Consider the following 23,894-nt stretch of genomic DNA (forward strand, 5'->3'; position numbering starts at 1 on the left):
TGGATTAAGACTTCTCCTCCCCCCTTTCTTTGTTAACGCTTCAAGCTGGTACGCGATACAAAACCAGCCCCCCTTATAGGCACTCTTGTAAGTCCCCCCCCTTCCTTTCCTATCTTCTAGGAAACTTGATCACTTCATGTACCTCATCAGAGACAGAAAGGCGTCTTAAAGCTTGGTGCAAATGTTGACTAAATTCTCGGGAATCCAAAGCCTCATCATCCCCTAAAACCGCATCAGGGGCTTTTAAAGCCAGACTCCCCGCATTCTTTGGCATCAAGCGGCTTACCTTTGGGGAAACAGAACGCTTGGATTTTGCATCATCCCCCCTCCTTGCAACTTTTGCATAAACATCCGCCAATTGATCCGGCGCAAGTTTTGCTGCCAACTGCTTTTCTGCTTTAACTGCCTTCACATATTCTTTACGCAAACGCCCATTCAAACGCGCTGCCTGCTGGTCATAAAAACCCACATCCGCAAGGCAAGGCGCCAAACAAAGCAACTGATTATTCAAATCATAAACCCGCAAATCTTGATGCAAATGATCAGGGTCAAAGCGCACAATCACCTTTTCTCCCGCATAGCTATTCAACGCCCGCGCCCAATAGCGATTGCCATAAAAATGAATCTCACCCGTCCCCTTTTGCGTACGCAATGCTTCTGAGGTCAAAAGCCATAAAGCCCTCTGTGCCGCGGTTGCTTGCCGAACAATCGTCCCTTCTGCCTTTAAACTTTCTGCAAAAGTCTCATCAAAACTGCGCCCCGCACATGTCAGCGCCTTACGTCCTGCTTGCGCATTATGCGCCACAATCTGCGCCCCAACATGGGCTTTGAATTCTTCCAATTCCATCGCCCGCTTACCATAATCTTCCGGTTTCGCATCGGGCTTATTACCCGTATAAGCCCCCGCACATAACGGATGTTTAGAAATCGCTTCTGCCAAATCACGCCATGCCCGCTCAATCGGCTTTGACTGCCCGCTATAAGGTGTGGTCCATTGTAATTGAATACCCAAACTGGTCAAAAGACCCTGCGGTTCATCCGCCTTAATCTTAAAACGAAAGCGGTTTTGCACGCCCCCAGAAATCCATTTGCTGGTAAAAGCACGCCCATTATCCAAAGTCATACGCTCCGGTATGCCATAAGCCTCCACCATATCCCCAATCACCAAACGCACGATTTCCCAAGTCTCAGCATCTGATAAGCGCCACGATAAAATCTTACCCGAATAAAGATCTTGAATGGCAATCAAATAAAGCCGTACAGGCTTCGAGCCCCAAGGAACATTCACAAAAACATCCAACTTATGCCCGTCCATATTCACCGCTTCCATTGCATGCAGTGCACGCCGATCACGCCGTTGGGCGGGATAAAGCTTTTTTGCCATCTCCTCGCCCTCACGCGCTAATGCTACAACCGCCTTGGAAACTTGCGCCTTAAAACGACGGCGTAACGCCCGCTCTGAAGGGATCGGCGCCCAACCTTTCTCACGCGCAACCCCAACCATCCGCCGATAACATGCCGAAAATGCAGGGCGAGAAGGGCGTAAATAATCCGAACATAAAACCTCAAAAGCCTCTTCATGACAGGGAGCAAACGGCGAAGCAGTCTCCTCACCATAACAAGGCGCCAGCGCTGCCAACCAATCACACCGCGCGACCCCTTCAACCATCTGCCGCCAATTAAAAAGCGACATCCGGCTAACCCCAAACTGAACCGCGCACAAACTTGCTGCATCATGCACCCCCATACCGGCATGGAGTAAATCTTCCCAAAAACAAAGCGCCTTCAAACGTTGTTCACAACGGCTTTTATGCGCCTTTGAAAGCCCTTCATAACGCGCCCAAAGCGCTTCTTTTTGTCTCGTCTGCTCTGCCTTTTGCAAAACATCAACACCACCCGCCCGCAACAACAACGCCGCCCGCGCCCCCTCCGGCAATAAAGAGATATGATACTCCCAAACCGGCTTGGTCTTACCTACTGTTTGACGAAACAATTGTGTATTCAAACGCCATTTCTTAAGCGCAAGATTATTGAGACTAATTTTTGTCTGCGGCAATCCTGGCAAAGCCGCTTCAGCCAACTCAGCAATACTAAACCATTCCTTCATGGCTGCCCCCGTCTAATACGCACCGGAACCGCACGCATCGCTTTTAATTGTGCGGCAATCTCACGCTGTTCCTGCTGCAATCTTGCAATCTCTGCCAATCGCGCTTCATCCCCTTGCAACAACAGCAAACCATCCTCACTCACCACCTCATCCCAAAGCCAAAAGGCACCCGTCGCCCGTACAAAAGCTTTAAAACGCGGCAGGGAAATATCCACCTGCTTACTTTCCGCAACATAAGCATCCAAACTCGCCTTACTCAAACAACCAATGCCTAAATAATGCGCCATACGCTCTGCAATCTCACTGCGCTCATAGCGACATTCTCGCAAAGCCCGCGCCATAGCCCGCTTAATGCGAGAGCGAAACCGCTCTAAATCAATCTGCGCAACAGGTTCACGACAGGGGAAAACCGGACGTTGAAAAAAATCAAGTTGATGGGAACCACGCGTCTTCATGCCTGCTCCTCCCCCGATTGCTTATTCAAATAATCACAAAATCGCGCCCGTGTCTGTGCATCCGCTCTCTGCCATATTCCTAACAATTGGCTAAAAACCCGTTCTTGTTCATTAACTTTCGGGGGTATATTAATCCCATTGACCAAATCAACAGCCCGCCGTAAATCCCCCTCAACCTGTTGCAAAGCAATCGCCACCCGCCGTTGCGCAACCGGCTCCATCTTCGCCAACTTCAACAACTGCGCTTGATTATCCGCCAAAGCAGTCCCCCGCAAAACAGACCGCAACTCCGGCTGTAAATGCCGTGCAATGCTGTTGAGACGTTTCACCGACTCCTTCGATAAACCAATCCTATCGGCAACATGTTTGGCAAAGTGCAAACTTTGCATTTTGCCATTTAAGTCACCATCATTTGGCAAAGGGTAAACTTTACCCTTTGCCACTTTGTCCCCTTCACCCCCAGTTTCATGGTGCTCTACAGAACCGTCATTTGGCAAAGGGTCAACTTGACCCTTTGCCACTTTCTCTCCTTCACCCCCAGTTTCATGGTGCTCTACAGAACTATCTTTTGGCAAAGGGACAACTTGTCCTTTTGCCACTTTGTCCTTTGTATATTGATTACCATGGTCACCACCACGTTGAATCTCCCCGTACTTCTTTTCCCACAATTCGCGGTACGTCTGCACAAACAAAGCGCGGTCAATCACTGACAATTCATTGCGAAACAAATTTTCCGCAACCTCTAAAAGCGCAGCATTTTCTTTATCGGCTTGCACCACAACCGCTTCAATAGCGCTATACCCTAAAAGCTCAGCCGCCCGTAATCGATGCGCCCCCGCAATCAACGTATAATGCCCCTCTTTCGCATTGGGCGTATGGCGCACGGTAATCGGATTCATCAACCCTTCTCGTGCCATTGATTGGGCAAGCGCCTTGGCATGCTCATCATCAACAGGGCGTATACGCTCCGGTACAACAATCAAATCTAACGCAATCTCTTGAAACCGTGCCATTATCCAACCGCCTTATCCATTTCTCGTAAAAACAAATCCATTGCACGCCCAGCCCACCTTCGATAGGCTTTAGCAAATACAGGCTCTTCCAAACGCCGATTAATGACTTGCAAAGCAAGGAAAATAGCAGTTTGCTTGCGTGTTTGCATGGCAACAATACGCCGCCGCGGAACCTCAAACTGATAATGCAAAATATGAATAGCAATCTGTCGTGCTAATACCGCATCAAACAAGCCATGCGGAGGGTCAATAATATACCGGATTGGCAAATGCCGAAATCCACCACTCACCGCTTTTAAAGAACAGGAAAGCATCATTTGTAACCGTTCAGCTTCCGAATACGGATTAAAAATTTCTCTTTTAGCCTTTGGGGTCCATAAATTATAAGCCGCAACCATAACCACCCCCGATAAAGAAAATTTGACCACCTAACCTTAAAAAACAACCCATCCAATCGGCTGCTTGATGCGGCAACAGTGTGCAATTTCTCTTGCCTATTTTGTATTGATCTTTAGACATTGATAAACCTTTTTATCTTATGGTATCTAAATACATGGCAAATGCGCTAACACGCAGAGCCTAAAGCTTAAGCAGCATTACCGCGTGATAGGGAAGAAACAACACAATCCGTATTGGCATGTTTTGCTGCTTTAAAAATGCGACGGCGACTTTTAGGGTAGCGGTCGCTAAAAACCTGCTCGACGGGCAAACCGATAAAATCGGCAATGGCGCGTTCGGCTTTCTCGTTAGACCGTGTCCAAATGTGTTGAACACTGGATGATGAGAGTTGATAAGCTTTTGCGAGCTCCGCCAAGGTCATATTACGGCGGCGTAGCTCAGCTAAAATACTATGGCGATCCCATACTTGAATGCATGTTTGTGTGATTGTCATAAACTTTCGCTCCTGCTTCAAACGGATGCTCCCACATCCGTTTTTTGTGGGGTTAATTGTAAAATATCTGCCCTCTATATCGGGCGGTAATTAGATGTATAATGCCAAATTCGGCTTTTGTAAATACCGAAAATGGATTTGGAGTGATTTTTTTGGCACGACCTGAAAAAGAACCACAAACAGAACTCGCAAAACGATTGCGTGAAATACGGCACACCCTTGGTTTCACAGAACGCAAACAATTTGCTAAACATTTTGAAATCCCCGAAACGACTATGCGTAATTATGAAACGGGTTTGCAAGAACCCCCTGCATCTATAATGCGAATATATAAAGATCGCTGTGGAATATCCTTAGACTGGCTCGTCACTGGAGAAGGTGAAATGTTTAGTGACATGGCAAAAGCAAAAGCAGCGGGTTTTAAAGCACCTACCATTCCTAATGGTCTCATGAAAAAACTTGGTCGCATAGCTTATACAACCTATCGCGATGAAAATATAAAACTCCCCCCCGAAGATATAGCGGAACTCGCGGCGGAACTTTATAAAAAACTGCAAGAGCTGGTTCAAAACATCAACGACACAGAAGAAGTCGAAGCAAGTTTCCCTCTTCTTAAGATTCATTTAAAGCGCCAAATAGAAGCTGAAAGAGCACATCTAGAAACTACACAAGATACGGCTTAATGCTTCTTTAAAATGAAAAATCGATATGAAAATCTTTTTACATTAGAAAAGTTATGTAACAATTTGATTTATAAATATAAATTACCTCTAAAAATAGATAATCACCTATAGGTGAAAATCTTTTTTGCTTTTTTGGTTATTTTTGGCTGATTTTGCAATGTGCTTCACACTTTATCGGATTTTTTTCAAAGGGTCTTCAAAGGCGGTTTTCTGGGCTTTCACAGACTTTTTAAAAATCTTCAAAGTATTTTCAAAGACCTTTCAAAGCCTTTTCTCATTTTTACGCTCAAATTCCGATTTTCGCTCTTTTTTACCATTTTTTGCAATTTTAGGTGTCAAAATTCATTTTGACAAAACACGCATTTAATACTAAATTTTATACATAAAAACAATAAATTATCACGTATTCCTATCTAATCCCACCTAATCCCACTTAGTACAAAACCTAGTGTCAAACTACAACGATAAAAGTGCTGTGGCGGAGGGGGTGGGATTCGAACCCACGGTACAGTCTCCTGCACGCCGGTTTTCAAGACCGGTGCCTTAAACCGCTCGGCCACCCCTCCAAACTGGATATGCTTTCTGACAAATTTCTTGCAAAAGGTCAATCATTTTAATGCGCATTCTAAAGCGTTTTTTGTAAAATTATTTAAGTTTCAGGCAAAATAATTCCTCATAAGTCAATTCTTTGAGTGTGTTACCTAATTTTTAGTTTTAAACATAAAAATCTTTTCTGAAAAAAACGATATTTATCATTTCAGTTTCCTGTCAAAAGTTTTTCACAAAGTAATTTTTTAAACACTTACACTATTTGAACAAAATTTACGCAAGATGTATGTAGTTTGACACTAGGTTTTGTACTAAGTGGGATTAGATAGGAATACGTGATAATTTGTTGTTTTTATGTATAAAATTTAGCATTAAATGCGTGTTTTGTCAAAATAGATTTTGACACCTGAAATTGCAAAAAAGTGACAAAAAGAGTGAAAATCGGAATTTGAGCGTAAAAATGAGAAAAGGCTTTGAAGATTTTTAAAAAGTCTGTGAAAGCCCAGAAAACCGCCTTTGAAGACCCTTTGAAAAAAATCAATCCAAAAGTTCAATTGACTCTAAAATCAGCCAAAAAAGCAAAAAAGATACGCGCCATATGGCGCATTTCTATTTTTTACAGATAAAATGTTTTAAAAACAAATCTTTATTAAAATTTCTTAATGTAAATAGAAACGCGCCTTCATTTTTCATTTTAGAGGAGCATTAAGCCGTATCTTGTGTAGCTTTGGAGTGTTCTTTTTCAGCTTCGATTTGGCGCTTTAAATGCAATTTTAGAAGAGGCAAGGTAAGCTCGACTTCTTCCGTGTCATTGATGTTTTGAACAAACTCTTGCAGTTTTTTATAAAGTTCCGCCGCGAGTTCCGCTATATCTTCGGGGGGGAGTTTTATATTTTCATCGCGATAGGTTGTATAAGCTATGCGACCAAGTTTTTTCATCAGTCCAGTAGGAATGGTAGGTGCTTTAAAACCAGCTGCTTTCGCTTTTGCCATGTCAGCAAACATTTCGCCTTCTCCAGTGAGAAGCCAATTCACGTCTATACCACAAATATTTTTGTAAATTGCTAACATTGATGAAGGCGGTTCACGTAGGCCAGTTTCATAATTATACATAGTACTTTCTGGTACTGTAAGGTGATCAGCAAACTGTTTGCGCTGCGTAAAACCAAGAGCAAGACGTACTTCACGTAATCGTTTTGCTAGCTCTGTTTTTGGTTCTTTTTCAGATTTTGCCAAAAAAAATCACTCCTGATTTACATTTAGGGTTGACAAATTTATAAATGTAAATCATAACTATTATTACCGCCCGATATAGAGGGCAGATATTTTACAATTAACCCGACAAAAGACGGATTGTTGGAGTATCCGTTTTAAGCAGGAGCGAAAGTTTATGACTATCACACAAACATGGGATCGCCATAGTATTTTAGCTGAGCTACGCCGCCGGAACATGACTTTGGCGGAGCTCGCGAAAGCGTATCAAATACCCTCATCCAGTGTCAAAAACATTTGGACGCGGTCTAACGAGAAAGCCGAGCGTGCGATTGCAGACTTTATTGGCTTGCCCGTTGAGCAGGTTTTTGCCGACCGTTATCCTAAGAGTCGCAGTCGTATTTTCAAAGCAGCAAAACACGCCAATACGGATTCTGTTGTTTCTTCCCTATCACGCGGTAATGCTGCTTGAGCTTTAGGCTCTGCGTGTTAGCGCATTTGCCATGTATTTAGATACCATAAGATAAAAAGGTTTATCAATGTCTAAAGATCAATACAAAATAGACAAGAAAGATTGCACACTGTTGCCTCATCAAGCAGCCGATTGGATGGGTTGTTTTTTAAGGTTAGGTGGTCAAGTTTTCTTTATCGGGGGTGGTTATGGTTGCGGCTTATAATTTATGGACCCCAGATGTCAGACGCGATATCGTTAATCCGTATTCGGAAGTTGAACGATTACAAATTATGCTTTCCTGTTCTTTTAATACAAGACATTTTAATAAAAGCACCCTTTCTCATAAAAGTGCACTTTTAGAACCCCAAACATCATTCATTTCAAAGCCTTCAACATGAAACTCTTTATGAATTACACTTTTCCACTTAAAAAAATAGGCTTTTCCTCCTCTTCACACGAGTTCCGCAGCATGTCTATTCGTGAATTTATCCATAAAGTTAAGAAAAGTGCATTTTTAGATAATAGACAGATAACGATATCTAAAAAGATAATAATAAAAAGCTCCTTCTTTACATCCTTGACCTATTGATACCCCTCTATTCTTTCAATTAACGCGCTTATTACACCATCTATAAAGCTTCATTGACACTTCCTTATACCATTTTAGGTAACCAAATTGAGAAAGTTCATCCTCTCATACCAATCTCATCTCCCTGAAAGAAAATAAAACGATGGGAAAACTATTAAAAGCAGCATAATGGAAATAAATTTTTAAGAGCAAAATGCTACTATCAATCTTAAGATAATCCTGTGAAAGCAGGACCTATTTATTCTATTTTCTTTTAATAAACAACGCTATTTTTATAGTATTTCATTAATTCGCAAGATCATTAAAACTTATAAAATTGTAATATATTTAATTAACTTTTATATATATTTAATCTATAATAAAAGTATACTATTATCATATAAATAAAATTAATGCTTATTATTTTTTGTAGTTAAAAAATATTCTATCGTGCACAGCAGCTGTAAAAACTTTACGCTTTTCCACCTATCATGCAGAAACTAAATCCCTGGAAATTTTTAGTACAAAAGTATATCCAACAGAACTTATGAAATATTTCACGCAAAAGGTGATAAAAAAAATCATCGACGAATATTTAATCATAACGAGAGAATAGATATATAAACGGCTTTCTCTAAAAATACTTCTACAGCTGCCAAAACTGAAGGAATGCACAGGGCAATCAAATGACTAAAGAGCATTATTATTTATAAAATATAAGGCAACTGATTGATTTATAAATGATCTTAACTGTTTCCCTGTTGGAGAGGCATCCCCACTACCGTAAGAAATTTTCTCATTTCCCCCCTGTTCCACGTTGAATCAATAAAACCTCTGTCTCTTGCACCTTACAAGCAGGTGAACCATGTGAAGAAACCATAAAAACAACCTTTTTATGAACCATCTCAAGTGCCAAAAGCTGTCACGACATTGAAAGCTGGCAAAGTGTGTGATGGACTTGCTGTTTTATCAAGCGTAAAGAAGCCGGCTTTCTCCTTCACAAGCATAAAGATGATGGGGCTCACAAACTTTATCATCATATCATTCACGAGCGCCGTCATGAAATGAGTTGTGTTGCCTTAGGAAAATAAGCTTAGGGGACTAAAAAAGATCTCTTTGCCCCCCCCCTTCATCTCTTCTTCTTCGTTATAGCAGATCTTCTCCTAGAACAGAGAAAATAGACTGAGATTTTTTCTGAGTACCGAAAACAATCCATCTCAATGCTATAGAGCTTTTATAATGATTACCCTGAAGTGCCAATTTTTAAATAGCGTGTTTTAAATAGCTCCATTGTGGTTTTAGCATAAGCTTATCAAGCTAGATTTTGGGATCTATTGTTTCATTGCTTTTTATGATCATAAAAAAAAACTTTTCTGAAGCAAAACTTTAAATCATAGAGAACACCACAATTATAATTTGTTTTGTTATTTACAATAAAAACATAATAATATAAAAGCTGATTGGGTACTTGCGCCATCAGGGGAATGAAGTAAGCATCAAAGCATACCAAATACTAAAGGCATATCTATGTGTAAGAAATATATTTATAAGAAGAATCTTTTGTTATGTACAATTGCTGGAACTTTCATTTTTTCTCATTTCGGTTCAACTTATGCAAATACACAACCTCCTGAAATTATTGATGAGTTCAAGCTGGAGAACGGAGAGGAAAAGACTCTTAAGAATGTTTTTATCCGCAATGGATTAAGCGCAGTGTACGCCTCTAAAAAAGCAATTGCTACAATTACGAACTCAACAATACATTCAGCTTCGTTTGCCTTTGCTGTATCACAAGGGGGACGTATTAATGCTAAAGAAGTTAAAGCCAATGCCTTGTATACTGGTCTATCAATTTCAAACGGTATCATTAACATTGAAGATTCGTTTATAGAAACCAAAAGAAAATCCGGTATTGTTTTTCATAGCATTTTAGATGCTTTTGTAAAAGATGGAGAAGAAGTTATCAATAAGGCAATTCTTACCAATACAAAACTTCTTGTGAGAGATGGTGTCGGTATTTTAGGACCTTCATCTTCAAAGTCTGTTGCCGAAGTTCAACTTAGGAATTCAGAAGTTCGTGCTGATGTATTACTACAAAATAATGTAAAAAAGAAAACAGATTCAGATCCTCATCCTGTGACTTTTGTCTTAACTGCCGATAATTCCATTATGGAAGGAAGAGCAAGAACCTTAGCAGTCAATACGACTATTTTTAATTTAACCAACAAGAGCAAATGGTATTTAAATGTAAGTCAATACGACATAAATCGTGATTTTAGTACATTTAATTATGCTCTCCACGACATTAAACAACGCGCACTATCTACCGTTTCAGTCCTGAACCTTAATAATAGCTCTATTGTGTTTAATGCGCCCCATACGCTGGCAAAGGGTCAATATCAAACCTTGAGTGTAGGACAAACCCTTGAGGTTCCTCATTCACAAGAAAATAGAGACTCCGCTAAAGAAACTGTTTACAATGCAACAGGCAATGCAAGGATTTATTTCAATACAGAATGGAGTGATGGTCTGACAAAAGCACAGCAAAAAACGGACCGCCTTCTTGTTCATGGAGATGTCTCAGGTACCACAACAATTCATTTCAATAGTCTTTCAAAAGGTGAACCGTCACAGGCAGAGTCTTCTATTCCGGCGAATATGCGTGGTCTCTCACTCATACAAGTATCTGGACAAGCAGATAAAAATTCCTTCAAACTAGCAAATGGCTATGTCACAATGGGCGGTTTGCCCTATAAATATGTTTTAAATGCCTATGGGCCAGCATCAAGTCTTGGAAAAGCAGAGAGCGAACAAAGCCATTTAGGGGAAGTATCTCAACAATCAAAAGACAAGAGCGCAAAAACTGACACAACTCCCGTTGTATTAGGGGGAATGATTTTAGGAGTTGAGAATAATATAAAAGGTGAATCAACATCAAATTCTGGACAAGCAGACAGCGAACAAAACCATTTGAGAAAAAATCAGAATTTCTGGGATTTCCGCTTGCAAAGTGCAACGCTCGATGATGAAGGAAAGATCAAGGCTCTCGTTCCTCAAGTAGCAAGCTATTTGGTCATGCCTAACGCTCTATTCTCAGCTGGATTGGCTGATGTAAACAATCAAAATACGTTACTGAATACGATGCAAGAAACAGGCTTTGAGACAAAGGATCATAAAAACAAAGGAATCTTCTTCTCGACTTACGGCAACAAGATGACATTATCCTCTCACCGTACGCCATTACAATATGGCTATGGTGCCGATATTCACTATGCTGCTTTACAAGCAGGCTTTACATTGGTCGCTCTAGAAGATCAAAATGCGACCACCAACTTTGGTCTTTTAGGAACATATGGGAAATTGGCTTTCACCCCAAAAGATATGGAAGGTGCTGACAAGAGTACACTCAATAAGTGGTCACTGACTGCATATAGTGACCTGCATCATCATAATGGGACATATGTCCATGCCCTCTTCTCTTATGGAATGCTCAAGGGAAATATCACCACAGCTCTCATAGGAAAGACAGTAGAATTGACGAACGCTGATACATTCAGTGCATCGGCAACCATTGGACAAAAATTCGAAACCAGTACGAAAGGATTGACCTTTGAACCACAAGCACAAGTTGTTTATCAACGTCTTATGCTTGGCACACTCTCAGATATTGATGGCTTTGATGTGGATATGGGCAATCCTCATCAATGGTTGGTTCGTATTGGAGGACGTTTAATGCAAACAACAGTTCCCACTGAAAACGGCGGTATTCTTTCTTTCTATGGGAAGTTGAATATTGTTAAAGCTTTTTCCAATAATAGCACTATACAGATTGGTGAATCATTCCGTCTTGATTCTATGGGCGCAGCCATTGAAGGTGGATTTGGTGTGAATGCACAATTATCACAAAATATTACCCTTCATGCTGATGTTCATTATCAACAGAAAATTCAAAAAACGGGTATATCTGGAACAAGCTTTTCAGGTGGAATACGCTATCAGTTTTAAGAACAAGCAAAAAACAACTTATAGTCTTATTTAATTTAATAAAAAAGGCAGCACAATATGCTGCCTTTTTTGCAGTCTTTTGGCAAGATCCATCAATAACGATTCTGTCTATACGCCTTTCTTGAAAGGATTAATTTCATTCAAACGAAATACAACACAATCCTTTATCCCCAATGACTGGTTGAATTCTCAAAAGAGCGGTCTTTTTGATTTATAAAAATCAAATGAATTTAATAAACAGTGTTGTATATCGATGGAAAACACACAATATTTTAGCTTTTTTATATCCAAAAATTCACCGTGAATAATTCTATATGCAAAAAAATTGACTGAAAGCTTTTTATAAGCAGACAATAAATTCTCTTCAAAACTTTGTAGCGTTTTTAAACAGCTTTAAGCAATAAACATCCTTGTAAAATATTCGCTTCTTAGCACTTTAAAACAAAAATATTTATAGATTGCGCTTTCTATTTTAAAAAACGCTTCTAAGATCAACTTTTAAACGATAAACAACAAAACTTAATATTTGTTTTGTTATTTACAATAAAAACATAATGATATAAAAGCTGATTGGGTACTTGCGCCATCAGGGGAATGAAGTAAGCATCAAAGCATACCAAATACTAAAGGCATCTCTATGTGTAAGAAATATATTTATAAGAAAAATTTTTTGTTATGTACAATTGCTGGAACTTTCATTTTTTCTCATTTTTCTCCAACTTATGCAAATAAACAACCTCCTGAGATTCCTACGGTTCAAGTAGCTAATGGAGAAGAGAAGAACCTTAATAACATTTTTGTTCGTGGTAAGTATGATGCCATAGTTGCTAAAAAAGGTCATGTTACCATTACAAACTCAATCATGCATTCAGGCTTTACTTTGCTTTCTGCAACGTCAGGGGGTCAAATTAATGCTAAAGGAATTGTGGGAAGAGCAGAAGAGCGTGGTTTATCACTCACAAACGGCACAATCCATGTTGAAGATTCAACCATCAACGTCATAGGGCACAGTAAAATCTATGGGATCAATTTTGGTTATATTCTAAGCTCCACAATAAAAGAAGGAGAAGAAGTTGTAAACAAAGCCATTCTTAACAATACAAAACTTCTTGTAAAGGATGGTGTCGGTATTTTCGGACCTTATTATTCCAAAGCTGTTGCGAATGCGGTTTACCTTAAAAACTCAGAAATTCGTTCTGATATGTTATTAAAAAACGAAGGCACACCCTTCACTGAGGTTCAACCTACTACTTTTACATTAGACGCTGATAATTCGATTATGGAAGGAAGAGCCAAAACGCTTCCTCAAAATACAACAGTTTTCACTCTAAATAATAACAGCAAGTGGCATTTAAAAATTAGTCTATTTGAGTTGGAAAATAGTTTTAGTCTATTTGATTACGAGCTTCTTGATCTTAAGCAGCGTGCACAATCAGTTGTTTCAGTCCTAAACCTTAATAATAGCTCTATCATATTTGATGCCCCGCATGATTTAGTGGAAAATCATTATCAAACCCTACATGTAGGAAGGCATCCACAAAAAACAGAGCAAAACAGAAATTCCGATGCAGCAACAGTTTACAATGCAACGGGCAACGCAAGGATTTACGTTAATACTCAATGGAGTAACGGTCTTCCAAAAGAGCAACAAAAAACTGACCGTGTTCTCGTTCGCGGGAATGTCTCGGGCACCACAACGATCTATTTCAACAATCTTTCAAAGCACGCAGAATCATTCGATAATGAAAAAGCAAAAGATTCAATTCCTTTGAATGGACGTGGGCTCTCACTTATTCAAGTTTCTGGGCAAGCCAATGAAGATTCTTTCAAACTTGCCCATGGTTACACCACAATGGGAGGCTTACCTTATAAATATATACTCAATAGCTATGGACCAACATCCCGCTTTGGGAAAGCGGATAGAACACAAAGTCATTTAAGGGAAACATCACAAGAATCAAAAGAAAAAGATGTGCAAAATACCGATGCATCATCCCTTGGGAAAGAAAACAACGGACACGCTCCCTTGGAAGAAAATGAGAATTTCTGGGATTTCCGCTTGCAAAGTGCAACGCTCGATGAAGAAGGAAAAATCAAAGCTCTTGTTCCTCAAGTTGCAAGCTATTTGGTTATGTCTAACGCACTCTTTTCTTCTGGATTGGCGGATGTAAGTAATCAAAATACACTGTTAGATAATATGCACTCAACAGTTTTTGGATTAGAAGGTCATAAAAAGAAAGGGATCTTCTTATCGACTTATGGCAACAAAGTGACGTTATCTTCCAACCGTCGTCCATTGGAATATGGTTATGGTGCGGATGTTTGCTATGCTGCTTTACAAGCAGGCATGACATTAGCAACGCTAGAAAATCAAAACATTACCACGAATTTCGGTCTTTTAGGCACCTATGGAAAGCTCGCTTTTACGCCAAAGGATATGGAAGGTTCTGACAAAAGCACGCTGGATAAATGGTCCTTTACGGCCTATGGAAACCTTCACCATGACAATGGTTTTTATGCTAATGCACTTTTCTCATATGGCATTTTAAACGGACATATTACAACAGCTCTTATCGGCAACACCACAGAGTTTAAAAATACGGATACATTAAATATATCAGCAACCGTTGGACAAAAGCTAGCGACCGGTGTTGAAGGATTGGCCTTTGAACCGCAGGCACAACTTATTTATCAACATGTTGCATTTGGCACACTTTCGGATATCGATGGCTTCCAAGTTAATATCAAGACTCCTCATCAATGGTTGGTGCGTATCGGAGGGCGTTTAACGAAAACGATACTTCCTATTGAAAACGATCGTATTCTTTCCTTTTATGGTAAATTGAACGTCATCAAAGCTGTTGGGGAGAAAAGTACGATCGATATTGTTGAACCTTTCCGGCTCGATTCTATGGGCTCTTCCCTTGAAGGAGGACTTGGCATTAACGCGCAGCTTTCCAAAAATATCGCACTTCATGTTGACGTTAATTACCAACAGAAACTCCAAAAATCTGGAATCTCTGGAATAAATTTTTCCGGTGGAGTGCGTTATCGCTTTTAGAAATCTTAACCTTCACTTTTGATACATAAGCAGCGCTGAAATGTAAGCAGTACTGCTTATTTTGATACATTGAAAAATTATAATGTGTCAAAGAGTGGTGCATTTTTTATCAAAACAAAGAAAATATCTTAAGGAACATCTCTATGCATAAGAATCTTTTGTTATGTACAGCCGCTTGTGCTTTGTTTTTTTCTTCTTTTACCTTCACATCGATCAGTACCGCCTCTGACTTAAGTCCTGAAACACGCCGTGCCCTTGAAGGAATGATCAAATTACCGGGACAATATCGCTATACCATTGATGTAATGAGCACTCCAACACAAGCCGAAAAAAATCTTGAAAAAATAGCTTCTGGCGCCATGATGGGAGATCTTTCGCCTTTCAACCAAGCACATCAAAATTCTATGGATCGTGTAAGAGAGAAAATTAATAGCTCTTTTTCAGGCGCCGGTCGTTATGGATCTGCTGCGCATTCTGAAACATTAAAGCATGAAATGGATAATACACATGCCCAAGTCATGTCAAACCAATATCCTCAAGATACACAATATGTAGTGGATGCCAACACAAAACTTAACCAATTGAGAATAAAACGGAGTGCCTTACAAGGACAAAACAATACTGCTACAAACGTTTTACCCAATACATTGTATCTTAACACACACCACCAAAATACCTCAAACACCGATAGAACAACAAACGTGGAAGGAAAAGAAACCTCTCTTGCACATAAAGAGAATAAGCATTCTGTGATTGATTCCAACGCAAGACAAAAACGCACCAGTGATAAATTATCCGCTGATGTCGTTTCACAACACAAGGACAATTCATCCTTAAGAACAGATCGTGGAATTACGCAGACTGAGACAAATAAAAAGACGCAATCTGATGTTGATCCCAAAACAAACACGGCTTCCTCAGTATCGAAAACGGCTCTTAACACATCTGCAGAAGCCCATGTAAAATTGCCCACAAAGATTGAGAATACCCCCACAGCTGATACTGAGAGTACATCTCCACTTACAGATGGTAAAGCAACTGCCCCTGCTTCTCTTAATGGAGCAGCAAACAGCAAAATGCTTACACCACAAATAGAAAACTCTTTGGTCATGCCTATCGCAATGTTTGCTGCTGGGATTTCTGATGTCAACAATCAAAATATCTTGTTAGACAATATGCAAATAACAATGTTTGAACCCAGAGAGTATCAAGAGAGAAGCATTTTCTTATCCACTTATGGCAATAAAAACACGTTTTTCTCTCGACAGAATTCAGCGCAAAATAGCGTTCAAACAAAACAAGAGGGCGTTCAAAAAGAACAAGAAAGTGTTCAAGCAGAACAACAAGCAGAACAACAAGCAGAACAAAATGACATTCAATTAGAACAAGAGGATGTTCAAGCAAAACAAGGGGGCATTCATGCGAATATTCGCTATGCCGCATTGCAAGCAGGGGCAATATTAATCGCGCGAGAAGATCAAAATATCAGCACCAATTTTGGTTTTTTCGGAACATATGGAAAATTGTCTTTTACTCCTAAAAATGCAGAAAACTCTCATAAGAAGATGTTTGATAAATGGTCACTCACCGCCTATGGAAACATTCAGCATGATGGTGGCATCTATGCAAGTGGCTTTCTCTCTTATGGAATTTTTAAAGAAAATGAGGGCAAAGATTTCATCGAAGAATCCCCAAAAATAGAAAATAGTAAAATTTTAGGGGCTGCTGCAACGATTGGTCAAAAACTGTCAACCGGTTTCGAGGGTGTCATCCTAGAACCGCAAGCACAACTTGTTTATCAGCGTCTCATACTTGGTTCTCCCTCAGATAATACCACTTCCTCAGATGATGGCTCTTCTTCAAATGACGATAACTCTAAAATAAACATAAGCAAACCTGATCAATGGTTGCTGCGTATTGGCGGTCGCTTAACGCAAAACAAAGGCCATGCCTTTTCCTTCTACGGCAAACTGAACCTGATTAAAACTTTTAGTAAAAATTTTCAGCTTGCCGCGATGGGATCTTTAATCGAAGGTGGATTTGGTCTTCAGGCGCACTTATCACCGAATCTTGAGCTTCATAGTGATCTAAGCTATCAACATAAATTCAAAAAAGTTGGCATCTCTGGAATCAATATTTCTGCTGGAATGCGCTACCACTTTTAAAAATGCTTGTATTCTATCTTGAAATATAAAGTATTCTCATTATGTTTCGTTTTGTCTCTTACAAAAGAGACATAATGAGGTCAAAATTTTATATTTTATGAGGGGGGGAGATATTTAGGAATACATTCATATGAAAAAAAGCTTCTTACTCTACACCGTTTCCGGACTTCTATTTTATTCTTCAACCAGTTTGTCTTATGCTCTTCATAGCGCAACTCTATCACCAACGATAGCTCCCTCTTCTTCACAATTCACTCATGCTAAGTGCCCAGTAAATACATCTAAAATTTTTGATCCTTATACTAATTTATGTGATGGGACTGGAGAACTTATTCCACCTCAACCTTCCTCTCCAAATTCTGATGAAAAAGCGCCATCCCCAAAGGAAGTCGCTGGAAACGCAGGTTCTTCCTCGAGTCAAAGGTCTGAGCTTAGTCAAGAACGTACACAACCATCAACGACTAAAGCAACAGAAGCTCCAACGACAAAGGTGGTTCAAGCAACAGGGACAACTTCAACGACAGAAATAGCAAAATCGAGAAGGCGTTCAAGGGCTCCTGCTTCTCCTACAGATTCTTCTAGTGAAAAAACAGTACCCAATTCTACTGTAGCTTCACAGTCAAAAGTAACACAACCTTCACCTAATTTACAGTCAACACCTAAAATATCTGAAACTCCAAAATCAGTAATGGAGCTATCATCGACGCCTAAAGGAACAGAACTCACACAATCAATATCTGTTAGACCAGCAGCTGGAAAATCGACATCACAGGAAACATCAGAATCTGTGAAACCAGCGCCCGCGCACTCTGCCTCTGTACAAAAAATATCTGAAAAATTAAATGATTCACAACCGATATCCCCTATACAGCCTAAAAAGCCTGCGCAAATCGAAGATATAAACACTAGCGTTGAGGCTAAAAACGGTGCAACTGTCACGCTGCATAACAAAAAGATTCAAGGTAGATGGAGTGCTTTAGATGCAGAGGGGAAGAATTCAAAAATCGAAATGAACGGGGGAAGCGTTGAAGCGGGTTTTATTGCACTCAGTGTATCAGAGGGTGGAAAAATTGAGGCCACAGATATTACAGTGACAGCAGAAACAACGGGGTTGGCCAACATAGAAGGGACAATCAATCTTAAAGATTCAAGCATCCATGTCACAGGGAAATATGAAGCGAATGGTATTATTTTCCGCAATAATCTATATCCTGCTCCTCAAAGGCGACATCCACGCAATGCAGAAAGAAATACCAACGCCGTTCAAGAACAAGACATTGCCGGTAAAGTAAAGCTAGAGAATACAAGGTTTTTCGTTGACCATGGGATTGGTATCAGCCTTTATGGAACGAACACAAATGGTGAAATCAGCCTTAAAAACTCAGCAATTCATGCCGATGTTTTATCAAAAAATATAAAAAATGAAAGCGGATCCACAAACACCTTTACTCTGGTTGCGGACCACTCTTCTTTAGAAGGTCGCGTCAGAACTTCTAGAGATAATAGAACAACTTTTGACCTAAAAGAAGGGACGAAATGGCTCTTAAAGCCCAATAAAAACACTGCAAATAATGATCGTATCTCAGAGGACGATACTATTTCGTATGACTATAGACAGTTTGGTCTTGATGAAAAATCATTCTCTAATCTTTCTATATTGCGCCTTACCAACAGTGCCATTATGTTTGACAAGCCTATGGAAGGACATTACCAAACTTTGTTTATAGGTCCTCATCTTTCGCAAGAAGACGAAACAGCACATACAACAGCAGTTTATCATGCAACAGGTGTTGCAGAGATTTATGTCAACACGCAATGGAACAAACATTCTCCTGTCACGGAACAACAAACCGATCGTATTGTGATTAATGGTGATGTATCAGGGAATACCATTGTTCACATCAATCTCCAAGAAACAGATAAAATGATAACCGATGGCTCTGTTGTTTGGGGAGAGCAGATGGCTCCTCTTCCTTTAGGGACACATGGGGTTTCAATCATTCAAGTTTCCGGACAAGCAAACGAAAATTCCTTTACGCTCGCCGGAAACTATATGACAATAGGTGGACAACCTTATAAATATGTCCTCGCAAGCTATAAACCTGGAACATCTCATGAAAGTCAAAGTCTTTTTGGCAATAAGAATGATTTCTGGGATTTCCGCTTACAAAATGCCTACATTGATAAGGATAAAAAAGTTCGAGCACTTTTGCCACAGGTGGCAAACTATTTAACCCTACCTAATACTTTATTTTCTTCTGGATTTGCTGATGTAAACAACCAAAACAGGTTGTTAGATGCGATGCGAACAACAGTCTTTGGCGCAGCAGATCATAAACAGCATAATCTCTTTTTCTCCTCCTACGGCGAGAAAGTCACCTTGTCCTCCAACCGTGGCCCCCTGCGCTATGGTTATGATGCTGATGTGAACTATAAAGCTTTGCAATTGGGGGTTATATTAGCCACTTCGAAAAGCAAAGACATAAGCGCACGTTTTGGTCTTTTAGGAACATATGGAAAACTTGCCTTTACACCAAAAGAGATGCAAGATTCTGAAAAGACGACCCTTGATAAATGGTCTCTCGCCGCTTATAGCACCATCGAGCATAGCAATGGTCTATATCTCAACACGCTTCTTTCTTACGGAAGGTTAAAAGGAAATATTACCACAGCTCTTGTTGGGAATGCTGCAAAATTGGATGGAACTGAAACCCTTAATCTCTCTGCAACCCTTGGTCAGAAATTAGCAACCAGGACAAAAGGGCTAGTCTTTGAACCACAAGCGCAATTGATTTATCAAAATCTCATGTTTGATATTTTCTCAGATGCCAATGGCTTAAAAGTAGACATGGGCAATCCGCGTCAATGGTTGATCCGTTTTGGTGGACGTTTAACAAAAACAATAACAGCTGTTGAAGAAAACAAAGCTGTTTCCTTCTATGGTAAAATGAATGTGATCAGAACTTTTGGTGATGGTAAAACAATAAAAATTGCGGATACCTTTGATCTTGATCCTACGGGTTCTTCAATTGAGGGAGGCATGGGTGTGAATGCCTATCTTTCTCAAAAGATCGTGCTAAACGCCGACATTAGCTATCGGCAAAAACTGCAAAAAACCGGTGTATCGGGGACCAATGTTTCTGGTGGAATAAGGTATCATTTTTAAAGCAAAAGCACTTTTAACTTCAATAAAATAAAAAGCAGCACAGTGTGTTGCTTTTTATTTAAACGTCTATTTTTAAAATTCTCAAAAGCCGTTATTTTATCAAAATAACATATTGATTTATAATATTTTTTACCAATCAAACAAAAAAAACTAGAAAGCTTAGCATTCTCTCATGTCCAAACTGCTCATTTTGAAGCAATCAAAACGCTTTGCTTGTGCATCACAAGCCGAGAAAACTTCAATGCAGTAAAACGGTACAAAAAAAGCATGCCTCTTTATGAACCACAACAAAAAGCAACACAGGAAATTGCCAAAGTGAATCATACGACCCGCTTACTCCTTTGCTATGCACAAAAATAGCAGCTTTTGTACCATTCTGTTGTACCACTCATGAGAGTCTTTATACACTTCACAAAGCCCCCTAGACCTCTTCATGAGCACTATTATGAAATAAGTATGCGTATTGAGAAAAATCTCCTTAAAACAAGCATATGAACGGGCAATAACAAATCTATTCTATTTTGGGTATGTTATTTTGTATGAAGCGTATCCGCTCATAAAAGCTCTACCCTATTATTATGATATCTCAACCGCAGCAAAAGGACAAAACAAATCATTTTGGTTATTGATTAAGAATAACACCGTAGGAGATGCTTTAAACTTAACAATCAAGATTTTCCTTTGTGAAAAGCAAGTCTGAGAACATGAGTTGAGTGAACGCATCTTAAAAAAATTGAACGGCAAACAGTCTCTTATTCAAGAAATCTCTTCATTCTAGAAAAACTATTTTTATTGCCAAGCTCCTAAAATTACTTTACACATTAAAAGGTGTTTTGGTCACATACGCAACGATCAAGTGGACCTTGAAAACCTAAAACCCTAGCGTAAAAATAACCCACTTTGTGGGTGTCTTGGAATTCCGGGAGATTTTGCACTGTCCAAGTGCTCGACGCACTAAAAGCAAAATGCTGATTTAGCTTCAGTTTTAGACTCCCGGAATACTCATGCGAGGGCGCTCGCAACCGGAGGGGGCAAATGCAATCTCAAAATCTTAATATTGATCTTTTGGTCGGCAAAAAAATTCGCTTGAAGCGAAAAATGTTGGGAATGTCTCAAAAAACATTAGGAGACGCTTTAGGAGTAAGTTTTCAACAAATTCAAAAGTATGAAAAAGGCTTAAATCGTGTAAGCGCAGAACGTTTAAAGGAAATTTCCGATATCCTAAAAGTTCCGGTTTCCTTTTTTTATGCGGATATTATCACAAAAGAAAACACCTCGTACCCTCATGAAGAAATTGCATCAAGCAAAGAGGAATTTTTGCTTTTAAAAAGTTTTAGAGTTCTGACCTCTGTCAAACAAAAAGCCATTTTAAAATTAATTTCTGATCAAAATTAAAATGTTTTACATGATCTTTATCCTTTAATTTGCTTTCTATTCTAAGAACAAACCACTGCAATTTATAAAACAACGCGTTTTTTTATTGAACAGGCTATTGGGCTGACTTCCTACAATATGAAACACGATATTTTCTTTTCATAAGCCTTCCTGCCGCTTCATAAATACTTCTGAAAATATCTTAAAACGCATCACGGCGAGAGCACTCTTGTTTGTCCTTCACTTCCTCCTCAGATCTGTAAACAATCCAATTTCTCCTCAAGAGGGGTCTCACTGTTGATCACTCTCCTATCAATCCATCTTCTAAATATCTCTGCACCCATCATTCTATTAAAATAACACATTGATTTATCCTCATAAATCATCTTTTCCAACTTTAAGACCAGATAGTGTAAGGGTTTTCTCATCATCGCCCTTCTCCTATGAATAAATCAATCAAAATCACTTGTTTTCCCATCACAAGCAAAGGTGTATATAAGTAAAACAAGAATAAAAATATCCCCAGAATCTCAAGTGCCAAAAGCTGTCGCAACATTGGAAAATGATAAAGTGACGTTGCTGAAAAATATGGCAATGCCAACTTGCTTCTTTATAGGGATGAGAGTGTTCTGTAGATTTTATATTATTTCCATGAAGGCTTTATACCTTCATGGATACCGTTACGTCACAGATCGACATCACAAAATAGGCACTATTACAAAATGGATGTGCAAGCCTTGAGAAATATTTCTTTACAATAAGCGCGTATATTGCAAACAATAAATTTATTCTTTTTGAATCGTTCTGTTTTGCATGAGAGGCGCGATCCCATTAAAAACGCAATAAATATAAAAACATGAAAAAATGTATGATCTTCACTCTTTAAAAGACAGCGCTTTAAATTCCTTTAAAAGCTGTGAAGCAAAAAGGTGATGGTAAAAATATCACCTTTACAATTTTATAATTCTCTACCAATGAAGCTCCCTCTCCTTTTCAAATACGAATCCCAACAGAGAGACGCGTACTCCAATCTGGCATACAAAAACGACAACAGAAGAGAAAATACTAAACCGCCTCTTTATCTCAAACATAGAGCTTGCAGTGATTAACCGCTTCATATCACCATACTTTAAAGGAAACGATTGCATAAAGCATCACGGGGCGGTCTTAATATTCTCTTGCCCCCTTCCCTAAACGAAAAAATGAAGTGCCTACCAACCCACTCTATAAACAATGTTCTATAAACAATTCGCTATAAACAATCCGTCTTCTCTTAAGGCCGCTTCACTTGGCTCACCGCCACACAGGTGTACGCGTCACATCACCACACTTCAAACAGCAGAGCTTCATAAAATTTACAAGCAATATTCACTAAAGACTCTAAAAAGTACTTAATGAGGAAAACTTTACATCACCATACTTTTTACATCACAACACTTTAAAGGAGACTGTTGCATAAGGCATCATGGGGCGGTCTTAATATTCTCTTGCCCCCCCTTTCCCAAACGAAAGAATGAAGCGCCCTATCAATCATTCTGTAAACAATGCTCTGTAAACAATCCGCTTTCTCTTAAAGGTTCTTCGCTTGATTTCCTACAGATACATGCGCGTCACATCACCTTAAAAGAAACTTGAGACTCTGTTTTACAGAACAGCAAAATGATAATTTCAATACCCACACGCGCTTAAAACATGGAAACTCAACAAACACACTTTTTATTCAAATCACTGCCCTACCTCATCATTATAATCGCGTAGAACAGCCGATATGAATGAAGTTTAGATTATTCTTCTAATTCCTTTGCAAGTCCAGAAAGCTGCATAGCTTGCGAAAGATCATTGACTGCATTTAAATGTGTTTGAAGTAGTTCACTATTAAGCTGTAATTTTTTTTGTAAATCAGACAGCAAACTTTCAACTTCATGCTCAATATCTTGATTCATGTAACGTCTCACATCGCTCATCGATTTATTAAGATCACGCAAACCACGTATTTTACATAAATTTATTTCTTCGTAATCTGGAATACCACTACTTTCTAGCATATTGCTTTCATAATCAACCACTTGGGTTAATCCTTTAACAGCAGCGACAAATTTTGTCATTGCCCAATCACGATCAATAAGATTATTGTCAAGAACTTTTGCTTTTGCTGCAAAACTATCATCACCATATTGCACTACAGACATT

At 39.3% G+C, this 23,894-nt stretch carries 16 protein-coding genes and 1 tRNA gene; 8 read left to right on the forward strand and 9 right to left on the reverse strand.

What is annotated here, in order from left to right; all coding sequences use genetic code 11:
- Window positions 1-109: 109 nt before the first annotated feature.
- From NNJ85_RS06310 to NNJ85_RS06330, 5 genes are all read right to left on the reverse strand, one after another.
- Window positions 110-2,107, reverse strand: coding sequence for a transposase domain-containing protein (locus tag NNJ85_RS06310; protein WP_254474499.1), 1,998 nt, complete (start codon window positions 2,105-2,107; stop codon window positions 110-112).
- Window positions 2,104-2,562 (reverse strand): hypothetical protein, encoded by a 459-nt coding sequence (locus NNJ85_RS06315; protein ID WP_142416956.1) that lies wholly within the window; start codon window positions 2,560-2,562, stop codon window positions 2,104-2,106. Before NNJ85_RS06315 ends, NNJ85_RS06310 begins: the two co-directional genes overlap by 4 nt.
- Entirely contained in the window at window positions 2,559-3,575 is a 1,017-nt protein-coding gene (locus NNJ85_RS06320) for a ParB/RepB/Spo0J family partition protein (RefSeq protein ID WP_254474500.1), read from the reverse strand. Before NNJ85_RS06320 ends, NNJ85_RS06315 begins: the two co-directional genes overlap by 4 nt.
- Window positions 3,575-3,973, reverse strand: a complete 399-nt coding sequence (locus NNJ85_RS06325; protein ID WP_142416958.1) for a hypothetical protein — start codon at window positions 3,971-3,973, stop codon at window positions 3,575-3,577. Before NNJ85_RS06325 ends, NNJ85_RS06320 begins: the two co-directional genes overlap by 1 nt.
- A 188-nt stretch (window positions 3,974-4,161) precedes the next feature.
- The gene (locus tag NNJ85_RS06330; protein ID WP_019221528.1) at window positions 4,162-4,467 is read right to left on the reverse strand and encodes a helix-turn-helix transcriptional regulator; all 306 of its coding nucleotides are present in this window, start codon (window positions 4,465-4,467) and stop codon (window positions 4,162-4,164) included.
- Between the two features lie 152 nt (window positions 4,468-4,619).
- Between NNJ85_RS06330 and NNJ85_RS06335 the strand changes: the two genes are divergently transcribed.
- Entirely contained in the window at window positions 4,620-5,150 is a 531-nt protein-coding gene (locus NNJ85_RS06335; RefSeq protein ID WP_254474501.1) for a helix-turn-helix domain-containing protein, read from the forward strand.
- Between the two features lie 476 nt (window positions 5,151-5,626).
- Here NNJ85_RS06335 and NNJ85_RS06340 read toward each other — a convergent pair.
- Both NNJ85_RS06340 and NNJ85_RS06345 read right to left on the reverse strand, forming a co-directional pair.
- Window positions 5,627-5,716: transfer RNA gene (locus NNJ85_RS06340), tRNA-Ser, on the reverse strand.
- A 688-nt stretch (window positions 5,717-6,404) separates the two neighbouring features.
- A complete protein-coding gene (locus NNJ85_RS06345) occupies window positions 6,405-6,935 on the reverse strand; it encodes a helix-turn-helix domain-containing protein (protein ID WP_254474502.1) in 531 nt (176 codons plus the stop codon).
- Window positions 6,936-7,089: 154 nt separating this feature from the next.
- Here NNJ85_RS06345 and NNJ85_RS06350 point away from each other — a divergent pair, with 154 nt between their 5' ends.
- Together NNJ85_RS06350 and NNJ85_RS06355 are read left to right on the forward strand one after the other, a co-directional pair.
- The gene (locus NNJ85_RS06350) at window positions 7,090-7,383 is read left to right on the forward strand and encodes a helix-turn-helix transcriptional regulator (protein ID WP_254474504.1); all 294 of its coding nucleotides are present in this window, start codon (window positions 7,090-7,092) and stop codon (window positions 7,381-7,383) included.
- Window positions 7,384-7,541: 158 nt separating this feature from the next.
- The gene (locus NNJ85_RS06355) at window positions 7,542-7,763 is read left to right on the forward strand and encodes a hypothetical protein (RefSeq protein WP_254474926.1); all 222 of its coding nucleotides are present in this window, start codon (window positions 7,542-7,544) and stop codon (window positions 7,761-7,763) included.
- A gap of 1,075 nt (window positions 7,764-8,838) precedes the next feature.
- Here NNJ85_RS06355 and NNJ85_RS06360 read toward each other — a convergent pair.
- Entirely contained in the window at window positions 8,839-8,994 is a 156-nt protein-coding gene (locus NNJ85_RS06360; protein WP_254474506.1) for a hypothetical protein, read from the reverse strand.
- A gap of 466 nt (window positions 8,995-9,460) precedes the next feature.
- Here NNJ85_RS06360 and NNJ85_RS06365 point away from each other — a divergent pair, with 466 nt between their 5' ends.
- From NNJ85_RS06365 to NNJ85_RS06385, 5 genes are all read left to right on the forward strand, one after another.
- Window positions 9,461-11,938: an autotransporter outer membrane beta-barrel domain-containing protein gene (locus tag NNJ85_RS06365; RefSeq protein ID WP_254474509.1), complete on the forward strand. Its 2,478-nt coding sequence runs from the start codon at window positions 9,461-9,463 to the stop codon at window positions 11,936-11,938.
- 637 nt (window positions 11,939-12,575) lie between these two features.
- Window positions 12,576-14,999 carry an autotransporter outer membrane beta-barrel domain-containing protein gene (locus NNJ85_RS06370; protein ID WP_254474511.1) on the forward strand — a complete coding sequence of 808 codons (2,424 nt, stop codon included), beginning with the start codon at window positions 12,576-12,578 and terminating at the stop codon, window positions 14,997-14,999.
- A gap of 143 nt (window positions 15,000-15,142) precedes the next feature.
- The gene (locus NNJ85_RS06375) at window positions 15,143-17,164 is read left to right on the forward strand and encodes an autotransporter domain-containing protein (RefSeq protein WP_254474513.1); all 2,022 of its coding nucleotides are present in this window, start codon (window positions 15,143-15,145) and stop codon (window positions 17,162-17,164) included.
- 130 nt (window positions 17,165-17,294) lie between these two features.
- Window positions 17,295-20,330: an autotransporter outer membrane beta-barrel domain-containing protein gene (locus NNJ85_RS06380; RefSeq protein WP_254474514.1), complete on the forward strand. Its 3,036-nt coding sequence runs from the start codon at window positions 17,295-17,297 to the stop codon at window positions 20,328-20,330.
- A gap of 1,035 nt (window positions 20,331-21,365) precedes the next feature.
- Window positions 21,366-21,725, forward strand: a complete 360-nt coding sequence (locus tag NNJ85_RS06385; RefSeq protein ID WP_254474516.1) for a helix-turn-helix domain-containing protein — start codon at window positions 21,366-21,368, stop codon at window positions 21,723-21,725.
- A 1,763-nt stretch (window positions 21,726-23,488) separates the two neighbouring features.
- Here NNJ85_RS06385 and NNJ85_RS06390 read toward each other — a convergent pair.
- Entirely contained in the window at window positions 23,489-23,893 is a 405-nt protein-coding gene (locus NNJ85_RS06390; protein ID WP_254474517.1) for a flagellar protein FlgN, read from the reverse strand.
- Between the last annotated feature and the right edge of the window lies 1 nt (window position 23,894).

Origin of the sequence: Bartonella sp. B1098, assembly GCF_944896145.1 — a bacterium.
In the GTDB taxonomy this organism is placed as follows: domain Bacteria; phylum Pseudomonadota; class Alphaproteobacteria; order Rhizobiales; family Rhizobiaceae; genus Bartonella.